Here is a 13,444-nt window from a genome sequence, read left to right as displayed (position 1 = left end):
GTTTTACCCTGGTTACACGCAAAAAGAAGTACAAAATGGTATCTGGTATAAAATATAGGTTTAGTTTAAATAGGGTTATTTTTGAGGGGTTAGAAAGGGTGAAAATATTTTTCAGTTTTTTTGAGGGTGATGGACTTAGTGTATTGAAAAGGTGCGTTGGAAATAAAAATCGTCATTGGAGCGGAGCGTGGCAATCCCCTACTTACAGAGCGGCTCTACAAATCGGGGATTGCCACGCTCCGCAATGACGTGGAAGTTGATAATCCGAACATGGGCACCACGGTGCCCATGTTCGGATTTTGTTCGGGTTTTGTTCGGGCCCTGTTCGGGTTTTCGGCACATCCGAACACGAACACGGAACATCAGTCCCTATAGCTCATCACTTAAAACTCAAAACTATTTAGTACTCTGCCAGCACAACCAGCGTATCACTAATTGGTTTAATCCTTTCGCGGCCTTTCAAAAAACCAAGCTCCACTACAAAAGAAAAGCCGGCTACTATCCCTCCCATTTCGGCTATCAGCTCGCTGGCCGCGGTTACGGTACCACCGGTAGCCAACAGATCATCATGGATCAGCACATGCTGGCCCGGTTCAAAGGCATCGGTATGGCATTCAATAATGGCCGTACCATACTCCAGCTTATAAGCTTTTTGTTTAATGGTGAATGGCAGCTTGCCTGCTTTACGTATCGGTACAAAGGGAATACCCAGTTTGGTAGCCAATGTTAAGCCGAATAAAAAACCGCGACTTTCAATACCAGCTATCACATCAATGCGTGTGCCCTTTAATTGTTCAACAAAGGCACTGACAATATTGTCGCACAAAACAGGATCTTTTAGTATGGGGGTAATATCTTTAAAAATAATTCCGGGTTTTGGAAAGTCCGGAATATCACGAATGGCTGCTTTTATTTGTTGGGTTATCATTTAAAAATTAAATATGGCTCAATTTTACGCAAAATTCCATCATCAAGTATGGCAATATTTTTCATATCTGCTACCGACTCATAATCGCCATGCTGGGTATGGTAGGCTAAAATAGCGTTCATCTGCTTAAAACTAAGATAAGGGAAGCGCCTCAGCTGATCAAAAGTAGCTGTGTTCACATTTATTTTGGTGATGTGTTTACCATTAACCGATACACCATGCTCTATTTCGGTATATTTTGCTTCATCAACTCCAAACACGTCTTTCAGCTGCTCTTTATTGTAGAAACCACCTACACGTTCCCGGTACCTGATAATGCGCATAGCAAACGTTGGCCCTATGCCTATGCCTCTGATTCGGGTTAGTTTGGCTGAGTCGGCACTGTTGATCTCGATGATCTCACCTGGTGCAGCTTTTTCTGTGCGGTGATAAATAGCCGGAATATTGATATAAGGTTCCAGGCGCTGATAGTCGGTATCGGTTATGGAGTAAATCTTTTTTACATCAGCCCTGGTATAAAACCTGCCGCCTTTAGCCTCATAGTTTTTGATAACCTTGATCTGGCGGTCGCTCAAACCCAGTTTCCGCCAGCCGGTATCGGTTAAATTATTGGGATCAAAAGTAAACAGTACCACATTTGCAGGTCTGACATCGTTGGAAGGAGTTACTGCCCGGATTAACTTTTTTGGCCTTGCTTAGCAGAGCAACGGCCTTATCAAACTCATTAAAATTTATTATATTATCTTTGCGGAACGTTTGATAAACGTAAGGCGCAGCTAAAATCAATGTTATTAAAATAATAACTACTACCATTCCGTTCCATTCTTTTTTGGTTACGGATAAATAGCTCTTTATAGGTGCCTTCATTTACAGCATTTATCAAATTGTTAAAATAAAGAAATTTTCAGGATATTTATAAGTTAATTAAAACACCCCTTTTTAAACAATGAAAGTAATAACCACCGAAGAGTTTGCCAAAGCCACCAAATTAGATAAGTTGAATATGCCGGGCCTGGCCGCTTTATTGATGGAGTTGATGAAAATTAACCAGGTTAATGACCTTTTTGCACAGGCACAGCCCAAACAGGGACCCGAATTTGTTGATGCTATTTTAGAGGGCTGTGGTATTGATATTGAGTTTGACGAACGCGAGTTAAGAAATATACCCAAAACCGGCAGCTTTGTTGCCATAGCCAACCACCCTTATGGTGGCATTGAGGGCATGGTACTTTTAAAAATATTATGTATGGTAAGGCCCGATGCTAAGCTGATGGCTAACTTCATACTTAAAAAAATCCCCAACCTGAGCGACTATTTTATAGCCGTTAACCCTTTTGAAAATGTAGAACACTCCTCCAGCATCAGTGGCTTGAAAAACACGCTGGAGCTTTTAAATAATGGCACCCCCATCGGTATTTTCCCGGCTGGCGAGGTATCAACCTTTAAAGTGGAACAAAAACAGGTAACCGACCGCTTATGGCACCCGGTTGTGGGCAAAATAATCTCAAAAGCTAAAGTACCGGTGGTACCTATTTATTTTCATGGCAATAACGGCTTGCTTTTTAACTTGCTAAGCCTGATACACCCTGCACTGCGTACGGCTAAATTACCGTCAGAACTATTTAATAAACATGGGCATACCATTAAGCTTCGTATTGGCAAGCCTATTAATGTAGAGGACATCCCGGATCATAATAATAGTGCCAAACTGCTTAACTTTTTACGCGCCCGTACTTATGCCCTGGGTACCGGACTTGAAGAGGAAAAGAAAATATTTAATCCACGCAACCTGTTTAAAATAAAACGCCTGCCCGAAGCTGTTGCACCCGAAATTGATACCGCTATACTGGAAAAAGAGATAGAACCGCTGCGCGAAAGTTATAAGGTATGGACCGAGAAAAACTATGAGGTATTTATAGTTCCAACATCCGTTATCCCTAATGTGATACGAGAAATAGGACGCCTGCGCGAAGTAACTTTCAGGGATGTTGGCGAAGGCACCAACAAAAGTATTGATCTTGACGAGTACGATATTTATTACAATCATCTCTTTATTTGGGATTTTGAAGCTAAAATGATAGTAGGCGCTTATCGTATAGGTCTGGGCGATGAAATATTTTACAGCGTCGGCAAAAAAGGTTTTTACATTACCGAACTGTTTAAACTTAAAACTCAGTTTACCCCTGTTTTACGCAAAAGCCTGGAATTGGGTCGTTCATGGATCCGTAAAGAATACCAGACCAAACCATTGCCTTTGTTTTTACTGTGGAAAGGTATTTTAAAATTCCTGATCGATAACCCGAGATACCGGTACCTGATTGGGCCGGTGAGCATCAGCAATTCGTTCTCCAAATTCTCCAAATCGCTTATTGTTGATTATATAAACCGTAACCATTTTGACCACGAAATGGCACAGTACGTTAAGCCGCGCAAAAAGTTCAAAGTTGATTTTTCCAAAATAGATACTGATCTGCTGATGGCTGGCGAAGATTCTTTTAAAGGATTAGACAACCTGATATCGGAAGTGGAAACCCGCAACATGAAAGTTCCTGTACTGCTGCGTCAATACATCGCCCTTAATGCCAAAATCATCAGCTTTAATATCGACCCTAAATTTGCCGATTGTCTGGATGGCTTCCTGGTACTCGACCTGGAAAAAGTACCACAGGATATATTGGAGAAGTTAGGTAAGAATTTGTAAGATTCATTTTTTTTAGCTTGTCATCCTGGGGAACGAAGGATCTATTATTGAATATGCCGCACGTAGAATAGATGCTTCACTCCGTTCAGCATGACAAGTTATATTATTACAAATGCTGCGCCTTAATAAAGGCCAGTATCTTTCCTGTTTCTTCGGGGTATATACTGATGTGATGTGTTCGTACCAGATAAGGTACGTTCACTTTGCCATTGGATGCTTCTAATTTGATTAGGTGTGATGATTTTTGGGGCATATGGCAATTGATACAATTATTATTAATAGTTGGGCCCAGTTGAGCAGCCATTTTACAAAAGTTATGTTTAGCCTCGCTATGGCAATTCAGGCATTTTTGGGTGTACATAGCTATGTTCCGGCTTTGATTAGTATGCGGATCATGACAGCTACCGCAATCCATCTTGCTCATGATAAAACATTTGCTTGATGCCAGCAATGCGTTTTGGTTTACATGCACATCAAGCGTAGCCGGGTTTGAACTTTCTGGCATAGCATGAGGATCTTTGAGCAGGGTATCTCCCATCACAAAATCAAATCCCGACTTCTGCGGGATATCCTTATTACCTGCATGACATACCGCGCAGGCATCCATTTTTTGAGTACGGGTCAATGAGTTATAAGTGACTATGTATTTCGCCTTTTTCTCATCGGGATATGCCGTATGGTAATTTACATGATTGGCTGCCGGACCATGACAACGTTCGCAATCAATACCATATATCAGCGATGCTTTATTAAACCCAGGCTCCTGCGCTAACTCTTTAACATAGGAGGTATGACACTCCAGGCACTTTTTAAGTATCGGCCGGTCAAAACTGATGCGACCAAGATTATAACCCGGGCTATTGGCCCAGTTGTGCAAAGCCACAAAGTATGATACCGGTAACTCAAACAATTGCTTACCTTTCCAATACAGATAAGTTTGAGCTTTAACACCTCCAACAGCTATATCAAATTTTTCGCCCTCCGTTTCCTTGCCATTCTGGTAACCTACCTGGTAAAGACTGTCGTTACGTTGCTTCATGATTACTTTAAGACCATTCCCATATTCAAAAACATTGGAGTCTTTATGAAAACTGCCATTAATGGTATTGAGAGATGCCGGGCGTGAGGTTTGAAAATGCGCAGTATGCATATAGGAATCATAAATCTGGCTATGGCATTTTTGGCAGCTTGCAGAGCCTGCATATAGCTCCCCACGCGGATCCTCCTTTGGTGTATCGTTAAAGCATTGGGTTAAAATAAAGCTTAAAGGAACAAGGGATACTAAGAGTAAAAAAAATGTCCTTTTTTTTAGCATGTCTTTATTAACTGGGTATAAGGTTTAAGTTGGTTCGGTCTGTTGAAAAGCGTTTTATAAAACCATCAACAATTTACCTCAATAATTAAATAAAGCAAATAAAAAAGTAAAATCAATTTGTTCGTCAATCATACCCAGTATCCTCCGGAACAATATCTCTTAGAAATTAACTTATATTGCAACAGCGGGCAGATCTGAAAAGAGGGAATGCACTATAAAACAAACCACTTAACCTAAAACATTATGCAAGAAAGCAAGCCCGATACAGTAAGCTCAGGTGTTCATTTAAAACAGGTACTTGGCCTTCCTACCGGCATTTTATTGGTTGCAGGCATCATGATTGGCTCGGGTGTGTTTAAAAAGATTGTTCCGATGTCACAGATGCTTCATAATGAATCCTATATATTAATAGCCTGGATCGTTGGGGGCATTATTACCATGTTTGGCGCTTTTACTTATGCAGGCTTGGCCACTATGACTACCCAAACGGGTGGCGTGTACGAATACCTCAGGCTCATTTATGGAAACTTTATCGCTTTTTTGTTTGGATGGACCATTTTTACCATCGTTGGCAGCGGAGCTATCGCCGCGCTCTCGTTTGTATTTGCCCAGTCGGTTAATACCCTGATCCCCCTACCCGATCCTTTATACGCTTTTAAAGATATCAGTATTGGTCATGCCGTTTTTCCATTTGCCGATTCGGGTATTAAAATACTGGCGGTATTTACCATCATTCTGCTAACCTGGGTAAATTATCGGGGTGTAAAAAAAGCCGGTATTTTAAATAACATTGTAACATCGGCCAAGATATTGGGTATTTTATTGTTGATCATTTCTGGTTTATTATATACCGGTCACCCAACAATTACTACTGCTGTGAAAAGTCCAGTATCCCCCCCCGAAGGTGCGGCTTTATTCAGCGGACTATTTGGCGCTATGCTGAGCGCATTATGGGCCTATGACGGGTGGGCGAATATCACCTTTGTTACCGGCGAAATCAAAAATCCCAAACGCAATGTTCCATTGGCTATTATTGGTGGTGTAGGTATAGCCATGACTTTGTATGTGCTGCTCAACTACGCCTATATGAAAGTGTTACCTGTATCGCAACTGGCGCTATTAGGTAGTAACAAAATAGCAGCAGCCGAAGTTGCAGGTATATTGATGGGTAAAACCGGTTCCGTAATTATTGCTGTACTTATTATGACGTGCACCTTTGGCGCGCTCAATGGCTGTATTATTTCGTACCCGCGTGTTTATTTCCGCATGGCGCAAGAAAATGTTTTCTTTAAAAAAGCAGCAAGGATACATCCGGCTTTTAGTACACCACATATAGCATTGTTTTACTCTGCCATATGGAGTATTGTACTGGTTTGCAGCGGTACCTTTGATCAATTAACCAACCTGGTTATTTTTGCCTCCTATGCCTTTTTTGCATTGGCAACCTGCGGTTTGATACAAATGAAAATAAAGGGCCGCATCAAATCAAAAGTAATTGGTTACCCGGTAATTCCTTTTATTATCATCTTATTCTGCATCGCTTTGGTGATCAATACTATTATCACACAAACTGAGGCTTCTATTATTGGCTTGCTGCTCATTTTAAGCGGGGTTCCTTTGTATGTGTATTTTAAAAAGAAGTACCCCACCCAAACCCTCCCTCCAACTGACGGGGAGGCTTAGAATAAAGAAGTTCCTTTATCAGCAATTACAGCGGGTCATCCCTTTTGTAAACAAAAAGCCCCGCCGGATAAACGAGGGCACTGAAAAAGTCCTTTTAATTTAAAGCGGTAGCTTTACAAGTAAAATGGAGTTGCTGAGAATCGCCTGTACGAAAATGCTCTCCACCACTTATCCGAATACATCAAAGAAAAAGGGGCTGATTTCAATATTGAAATCAGCCCCTTTTGATAAATAGCCACTTTTTCAGTGCCCTCGGATAAACCGGCAGGGCTTTATTATTGAGTTGAGTTTTGTTTGGTATTACCAGCTGTAACGTACACCAAACTGCATTTGCCAGCGTGAAGCAAACAAATCAACAGAATACGGTACTCCAGGATCCTGGAAAGTGTATTTTGGGTAAGTTGTTGCAGCATTAGCAAATGTTGGTGTACCACTCTTAACAGGGGTTAAACCTACACTTGATGTTGAATTATAGGTATTAGCCGAGAAATAGTATTGACCCCATTTTTTGTTCAGCAGGTTGGTCAGGTTGATGATGTCATAAGTAAAGGTGATCATCTGTTTGTGTTTACCACCAAATTTAAAGTCTTGAGTATAACGGAAATCAAGTTGATTATTCCATGGTGTAAACGCAGCATTACGTTGTGTAAAATCGCCACGACGTGATGACAGATATTTGCTCTTGTCAATAAAAGCGTCAAATGCGGCAGCTTGCTGAGCAGCAGTTTGAGCCGGGGTAGTACCAGAAGCAGGAATATCAGTAAAGAAATTAACGGTTTCGCCACGTTTAGGTATGTAAGCTAAACTAACTTGTTGTCCTGTTCCGTCAATGGCGCTTGGGTAAAAACCATAAGTATATGGGTTACCTGATTGCGCGCTAAAGAAGAAAGAGAAGTTAGCTGTATAATTTTTAGCAGCATCCCAATCATGTTTAAAGTTAACGTTTGATACGATACGGTTACGGATATCAAAGTTTGAATTTGCCAGTCCAGGATTATTTGGATTTAAAGCCTGGTTCAACTGCCAGTTTGATTCCATCGAGTTACGGATACCATTGGTAACATCTTTTGAATGACCATAAGTATAGGCAACTGAAACATTTAAAGCATTGATTGCATCAAACTGTGTAAATTTAGCTACTTGACCAGTTGCGCTATAACGATAACCCTCGCTTGTGTTTGATAATAAGTAAGCATTAGTATATGAAGTATTAACAGGTTTATTAACAAATATTGGCTGCTGGTGTTGTGTATCATACGGGTAATAAGTTACCTGATCGACAGTATTTACCTGTTGAAATTTTAAATCATGAATAACCTTGGTGTAAATGCCTTCGGCTGTGAATTTCCACTGATCATCAGTTGTATAATCAACAGCTAAACTGCTTCTCCAAACCTGTGGCATTTTAAAGTTATTATCGATCATATCAACCTGTGTAGAACCACTTGGATTGAAGGCAGGAGTTTTAGGTACGCCTACAGCCGGTGTTTTGTTATCATAAGCACCGTAAGTATTACCATTGTTATAAAACGCGTAACCAAACCATGCAAACGGAACACGCCCCGTAAAGAAACCGCTACCGCCACGTAAAACAACGCTTTGATCGCCATTAATATCATAGTTAAATGACATACGCGGATTCCACTCTATGTTACCCAGGTAATTTTGTTTGATGTCCTTTGGTTTAGTATAGGTAAAGGTATTACCATAGTTCGGATCGACTGGAGCGTTAATTGTTTTATCGCTCAATGGTTGCTTGTTTGGCACACCTGCATAATCAGCACGTAAGGCTATTGTTAATTTGAAATTATCAGTTACCTGAATTTCGTCCTGACCATATAAACTCACCAGGTTAACTTTAAACTGAGCCGATGGGTTAGCTAAAATATAATCACGGCTGTTATTAGTATAATTACCATTATAACGTACACGGCTTGGTTGCTGAGCAAGAAAATTATCAATGCTGCTATAAGCAGTACGGCCATTCCATGAGTTTACGAAGTTATACGTGATATTATAAAACTCATTGTGGGTACCAAAAGTGAAGGTATGCTTACCTTTTGTCCATGTTAAGTTATCAGTAAATTCTGCGGTTTTCTGATGCATATCAAAAATAGCAGCCTCACGGTCGGTACCCATAAATATAGTGGTTCCCGGAGTACGGCCGGTGATCTCAATCTGCGGCAATGACGGATCTGAGTTAGGATCACGGTAATCATGTACGTTTGAATAACCTAATACCAAGCTATTGCTCACGCTGTTAGAGAACCTTGATTTTAACTCAGCCACTGTTGAAGTGGAATTATTGTGTGAGGTATAATCGATACCGCTAAAACGGAAGTTTTGCTGATCGCGCTCTAAGTTTGTTGCTTTTGAAATGATGGTATTATTACGAATGGTTAACTGGTTGTTATCATTAATATTCCAGTCCAAACGGTTAAAGAACTTGTTTGAATTTGAAAAAATGGTAGTATTACCGTAGGTGCCGGGATCCTGACCATAATAGTTTTTAAATGCAGTAGCTAAATTCTGTGCATCTTGTAGGCTAAGGATATTTTTAGAACCATTAGTACCGGCAGCAGCGATTACAGGATCTTGTCTGCGAGCAATTTCTTCGTTAGTAAAGAAGAATAATTTATTTTTAATGATCGGGAAACCTACACGGATACCTGTTTGGTAATCATGAAAGTCTGAAGGCAATTTTGAGCCATCACCACCAGAAGCAGCTTTGGCATTGTTTGGGCCTACCATAAATGCGCCACGGCCAAACCCGTATACCGAACCGGTAAAATCATTGGTACCACTACGGGTCACCGCGTTGATACTACCACCCAATACGTTACCAATTTTAATATCATAAGGAGCAACCAATACCTGGATATCCTGTATCGCATCTAATGATACCGGGCTTGTACGGGTACTGCTACCAACCTGGCCTGATGCGTTGTTCTGGCCACCCAATGATGGGCTAAAACCAATCGCGTCATTATTAATGGCACCATCAAGGGTTACGTTATTATAACGGTAGTTGGTTCCCTGAAATGAGTTATTGTTACTTTGAGGGGTATTCCTGGTCAGATCCTGCAAACTGCGGTTTATTGAAGGAGCTGTACGGATCTGGTTTTGATTGATGCGGGTACTTGCACCAGTTCTTGTACCACCTGAATTAGCTGTAACTTTTACTTCCTTTAAGCTTGTGGTTTCATCGGCCAGCGTAAAGTTAAAGGTGGTAGTACCTAAACTTAAATTAATATTTGACCTTTCATCTTTTTTAAACCCTACAAAAGAAGCAGAGATGATGTAAGGACCACCTGGGTTAACGTTAGCTATGGTATAACGACCATCGGCGTTGGATTGTGCGCCGTAACGTGTTCCTGTACTTGTATTAAGTACGGTAATGGTTACGCCAGGCAGCGTAACACCTTTCTGGTCAGTAACTTTTCCGCTTATTAATGAGGTTGTAATTTGCGCCTTGGCAACATTTGCAACCCCTATAATCAGCATTGATAAAAGGATAAAGTAAAGCTTTTTCATTTGTGTGTTTTTAAAACACAAAGGTTCAGCTACAATATTAACAGTATGTTAACACAGGATTATATTTAATCCTCTTTGTTAACATTAAGTAAAAGTCAATGATCAATACTTAATCGAAAATTTTTTAAGTACCAAATGAAGAAGGTAGATGGGGCCAATTAACAAAAATTTAATATCGTCAAAAAACGAAGGCTTTTTACCTTCAATTTTATGCCCTATAAATTGCCCTATCCATGATATAAAAAATATCGCTAAACTAACTTGCCATAGCGCAGGGCCACCGTTGCTATGCCACTTTTCCAGTAGTATGATCAGGTAACTAAAGCCAAATAGTATAAAAAGCATCAGGTACGACAATACGGGCGAAAGTCTGAGGTAAAAGTAAAGACTAAAGGCTATTAAAAACGAGGCCCAGTTAAACACACCATTATAACTACCTAAAAAATTGAGATATGGAAATGGGATTGACCAAACTAACCCGAGCAAACTGAATACTATAAGCGGGATGCAGATAAAATGTATAGCTTCATTGGTTCCGTTTTGATGGCTTTCGGCATATTTGGCAAAATAAACATCAACCGGGCGAATGTTGTTAGCATCGCCTGCACTACTTTGTGGAGTATCTGATGTTTTATTTAAGGCCATAATTTTAATCTAATATATGGAGAAAAGAATCAAGAGTCAAGAAACAAGAGCCACGACCGGAAAAACAAAAAAGAATTGCGTACTAAAAAACAATAAATAAAAAGAGCCAGGATTTGATAGATCCTGGCTCTTGATTCTTAACTCTTTCCTCGTTACTTGGCAAATGCTACTGACCTGGTTTCCCTGATCACGGTAACCTTGATCTGACCAGGATAGGTCATTTCGGTTTGGATACGATTAGAGATATCTGCAGCTAAAACCTCTGATTGCGCATCGGTTATTTTTTCGCTTTCAACCACTACACGTAACTCACGGCCGGCTTGTATAGCAAATGTTTTTTCGACACCTGGATATGAAAGTGCAAGCTCTTCCAATTCTTTTAAACGTTTAATGTAGCTTTCAACTACTTCGCGGCGTGCACCCGGACGGGCACCTGAAATAGCATCACAAGCCTGAATTATTGGTGACAACATAGAGGTCATCTCAATTTCATCGTGGTGAGCGCCTATGGCATTGCAAACTTCTGGATGCTCCTTATATTTTTCGGCCAGTTGCATACCTAAAATTGCGTGTGGCAATTCTGGGTTATCATCTGGTACTTTACCAATATCATGTAACAGACCAGCGCGTTTAGCCATTTTAACATTCAGACCAAGCTCTGCTGCCATCGTAGCACAAAAGTTTGCGACCTCACGTGAGTGTTGTAACAGATTTTGCCCGTATGATGAACGGTAACGCATACGACCAACCATACGGATCAGCTCCGGGTGTAAACCATGTATACCCAGGTCAATCACAGTACGCTCGCCTATTTCTACTATTTCTTCTTCAATTTGCTTTTTGGTTTTGGCAACAACCTCCTCAATACGGGCAGGGTGTATACGACCATCAGTTACCAGGCGGTGCATGGCCAATCTGGCAATTTCGCGTCTAACCGGGTCAAAACCTGATAAGATAATAGCCTCAGGCGTGTCATCTACAATGATCTCAATGCCAGTAGCTGCTTCCAACGCGCGGATGTTTCTGCCTTCGCGACCAATAATACGGCCCTTGATCTCATCATTCTCGATGTTGAAAATAGATACCGTATTTTCAATAGCACTTTCGGTAGCGGTACGTTGTATAGTTTGTATAACTATCTTTTTAGCTTCTTTAGTAGCGGTAAGTTTGGCCTCGTCCACAATATCCTTTATCTGGATCATGGCTTTGGTACGGGCTTCTTCGCGTAAGGTATCAACCAACTGGTTCCTTGCATCATCGGCTGATAAGCCTGCAATGGTTTCCAGCTGCTGTACATGCGAGTTTTTCAGCACTTCAACTTCTTCCTGTTTTTTAACAACAATCTCCGTTTGTTTTTCCAGATTTTTGCGGGTACCGTCAAGTTCACTCTCCTTGCGGTTCATGTTTTCCAGGCGTTGATTTAACGACTGTTCTTTTTGCTTAACGCCGTTTTCGCGTTGGTTGATGTTGTTATTTTTAGTGGTTACTTCCTGCTCATGTTCAGCCTTCATTTGTAAAAACTTCTCTTTGGCTTCCAGTAATTTATTCTTCTTCAGGATTTCGGCGTTGTTTTCAGCATCCTTTAATATTTTTTTCACTTTGTTCTGTGCCGAGGTTTCCTGGTCTTTGAATAGCTTTCGCAACAGGAAACGGCCGATGACAATGCCAACAATGGCACCGACCAGCAGCCCGATAATAATGTATAATAATACGTCCATCTTCTTTTAGGGTGTAAGGTTATATATAAATAAAAAAACCGCAACTAACTTTTAAGTATCATGTATTTTAAAAACTTCATTTCGGATATTGGAATCATGGGTTACGTTAATACTAATAGTAACGCATGCCTCTTTGACCCGCTTAATATTGAAGCGTTAAGTTTTTAATAGTGAAACCTAAAATTTAACTGCGGCTAAATCTTAAATGTGCTCTGTATATGTAAAGAACGTTTATTACTTTGAGAAAAATTCAGACAACAAATGATCTAATTGGTAAACCTTTTCGGCTATATCAGTATCTTCAACGGTAACTTTCTTCTCCGCTTTTAACGATGATGTTGCATAATGCAATACCGCCATTGAAAGCAGATCCTGTTTATCCCTCACCGCATAATTTTCCTGATACTCCTTTATCCGGTCATTAATTAGTTTAGCCGCCCTGCGTATTATTTCTTCCTCCTCCATGTTTACCTTTAACGGGTAAACTCTGTCAGCAATATTTATTTTTATTGAGATTTCTCCCATTGAGCTTTTCACTTTTTGTACTATTTCTTCAATAATACAATACACTTATCTATTTCTTGCACAAAGTCGTTAATTTTTTGCTTTATATCAAGACTTTTTTCATTTGTTTCTGAAAAAGACTTAGCAAGTTTCAATACACGAAGCTTTTCTTCCAGTTCTTTTGTCTTTCCTTTACTTGCATCAAGCGCCACGGTCAGGGCTTCGCTTTCCAGTTTTAGCAGATCATTTTCCTCCTGTAAAGCAGCACACAGCTCAATTAACCGCTCGGTTTTATCTACAATCTTATTTAATTGTTCTCCTACAGAAGGCATTTCTTTTAATTAGTGAATTATTGAATTAGCGATTTAGTGAATTAATTATTTATTGAATTATTAACTTAAAGATTTACAAACTTA

General features: G+C 40.2%; 11 protein-coding genes. 2 read left to right on the top strand and 9 right to left on the bottom strand.

What is annotated here, in order from left to right; genetic code table 11:
- Positions 1 to 400 precede the first annotated feature (400 nt).
- The 3 genes from JWQ54_RS14880 to JWQ54_RS14870 form a co-directional block, all read right to left on the bottom strand.
- Positions 401 to 928: an adenine phosphoribosyltransferase gene (locus JWQ54_RS14880; protein ID WP_299586092.1), complete on the bottom strand. Its 528-nt coding sequence runs from the start codon at positions 926 to 928 to the stop codon at positions 401 to 403.
- The gene (locus tag JWQ54_RS14875; protein WP_299586089.1) at positions 925 to 1,563 is read right to left on the bottom strand and encodes a helix-hairpin-helix domain-containing protein; all 639 of its coding nucleotides are present in this window, start codon (positions 1,561 to 1,563) and stop codon (positions 925 to 927) included. Before JWQ54_RS14875 ends, JWQ54_RS14880 begins: the two co-directional genes overlap by 4 nt.
- A gap of 104 nt (positions 1,564 to 1,667) precedes the next feature.
- A complete protein-coding gene (locus JWQ54_RS14870) occupies positions 1,668 to 1,811 on the bottom strand; it encodes a hypothetical protein (RefSeq protein ID WP_299586086.1) in 144 nt (47 codons plus the stop codon).
- A gap of 63 nt (positions 1,812 to 1,874) precedes the next feature.
- Here JWQ54_RS14870 and JWQ54_RS14865 point away from each other — a divergent pair, with 63 nt between their 5' ends.
- A complete protein-coding gene (locus JWQ54_RS14865) occupies positions 1,875 to 3,629 on the top strand; it encodes a lysophospholipid acyltransferase family protein (protein WP_299586083.1) in 1,755 nt (584 codons plus the stop codon).
- A 106-nt stretch (positions 3,630 to 3,735) separates the two neighbouring features.
- Here JWQ54_RS14865 and JWQ54_RS14860 read toward each other — a convergent pair whose 3' ends face one another.
- On the bottom strand, positions 3,736 to 4,944 hold the full coding sequence (locus JWQ54_RS14860) for a multiheme c-type cytochrome (RefSeq protein WP_299586081.1): 1,209 nt from the start codon (positions 4,942 to 4,944) through the stop codon (positions 3,736 to 3,738).
- A 243-nt stretch (positions 4,945 to 5,187) separates the two neighbouring features.
- Between JWQ54_RS14860 and JWQ54_RS14855 the strand changes: the two genes are divergently transcribed.
- A complete protein-coding gene (locus JWQ54_RS14855; RefSeq protein WP_299586078.1) occupies positions 5,188 to 6,627 on the top strand; it encodes an APC family permease in 1,440 nt (479 codons plus the stop codon).
- A 300-nt stretch (positions 6,628 to 6,927) separates the two neighbouring features.
- Here JWQ54_RS14855 and JWQ54_RS14850 read toward each other — a convergent pair whose 3' ends face one another.
- From JWQ54_RS14850 to JWQ54_RS14830, 5 genes are all read right to left on the bottom strand, one after another.
- The gene (locus tag JWQ54_RS14850; protein ID WP_299586075.1) at positions 6,928 to 10,161 is read right to left on the bottom strand and encodes a TonB-dependent receptor; all 3,234 of its coding nucleotides are present in this window, start codon (positions 10,159 to 10,161) and stop codon (positions 6,928 to 6,930) included.
- A gap of 102 nt (positions 10,162 to 10,263) precedes the next feature.
- Complete coding sequence (locus JWQ54_RS14845; protein WP_299586073.1) at positions 10,264 to 10,806, bottom strand: DUF962 domain-containing protein; 543 nt, start codon at positions 10,804 to 10,806, stop codon at positions 10,264 to 10,266.
- A 152-nt stretch (positions 10,807 to 10,958) separates the two neighbouring features.
- Positions 10,959 to 12,524 carry a ribonuclease Y gene (gene rny, locus JWQ54_RS14840; protein WP_299586070.1) on the bottom strand — a complete coding sequence of 522 codons (1,566 nt, stop codon included), beginning with the start codon at positions 12,522 to 12,524 and terminating at the stop codon, positions 10,959 to 10,961.
- A 234-nt stretch (positions 12,525 to 12,758) separates the two neighbouring features.
- The gene (locus JWQ54_RS14835) at positions 12,759 to 13,049 is read right to left on the bottom strand and encodes a cell division protein ZapA (protein WP_090473157.1); all 291 of its coding nucleotides are present in this window, start codon (positions 13,047 to 13,049) and stop codon (positions 12,759 to 12,761) included.
- Between the two features lie 20 nt (positions 13,050 to 13,069).
- Positions 13,070 to 13,360, bottom strand: a complete 291-nt coding sequence (locus JWQ54_RS14830) for a hypothetical protein (RefSeq protein WP_299586067.1) — start codon at positions 13,358 to 13,360, stop codon at positions 13,070 to 13,072.
- Positions 13,361 to 13,444 lie beyond the last annotated feature (84 nt).

The organism is Mucilaginibacter sp. (assembly GCF_028288225.1).
In the GTDB taxonomy this organism is placed as follows: domain Bacteria; phylum Bacteroidota; class Bacteroidia; order Sphingobacteriales; family Sphingobacteriaceae; genus Mucilaginibacter.
This window is presented reverse-complemented; position numbering and strand designations above follow the sequence as displayed.

Excerpts from the sequence above, each read along its gene's own strand:
- JWQ54_RS14880 (WP_299586092.1), bottom strand. The coding sequence starts at position 928 with ATGATAACCCAACAAATAAAAGCAGCCATTCGTGATATTCCGGACTTT.
- JWQ54_RS14865 (WP_299586083.1), top strand. The coding sequence starts at position 1,875 with ATGAAAGTAATAACCACCGAAGAGTTTGCCAAAGCCACCAAATTAGAT.
- JWQ54_RS14860 (WP_299586081.1), bottom strand. The coding sequence starts at position 4,944 with ATGCTAAAAAAAAGGACATTTTTTTTACTCTTAGTATCCCTTGTTCCT.
- JWQ54_RS14855 (WP_299586078.1), top strand. The coding sequence starts at position 5,188 with ATGCAAGAAAGCAAGCCCGATACAGTAAGCTCAGGTGTTCATTTAAAA.
- JWQ54_RS14850 (WP_299586075.1), bottom strand. The coding sequence starts at position 10,161 with ATGAAAAAGCTTTACTTTATCCTTTTATCAATGCTGATTATAGGGGTT.
- JWQ54_RS14845 (WP_299586073.1), bottom strand. The coding sequence starts at position 10,806 with ATGGCCTTAAATAAAACATCAGATACTCCACAAAGTAGTGCAGGCGAT.
- rny (WP_299586070.1), bottom strand. The coding sequence starts at position 12,524 with ATGGACGTATTATTATACATTATTATCGGGCTGCTGGTCGGTGCCATT.
- JWQ54_RS14835 (WP_090473157.1), bottom strand. The coding sequence starts at position 13,049 with ATGGGAGAAATCTCAATAAAAATAAATATTGCTGACAGAGTTTACCCG.
- JWQ54_RS14830 (WP_299586067.1), bottom strand. The coding sequence starts at position 13,360 with ATGCCTTCTGTAGGAGAACAATTAAATAAGATTGTAGATAAAACCGAG.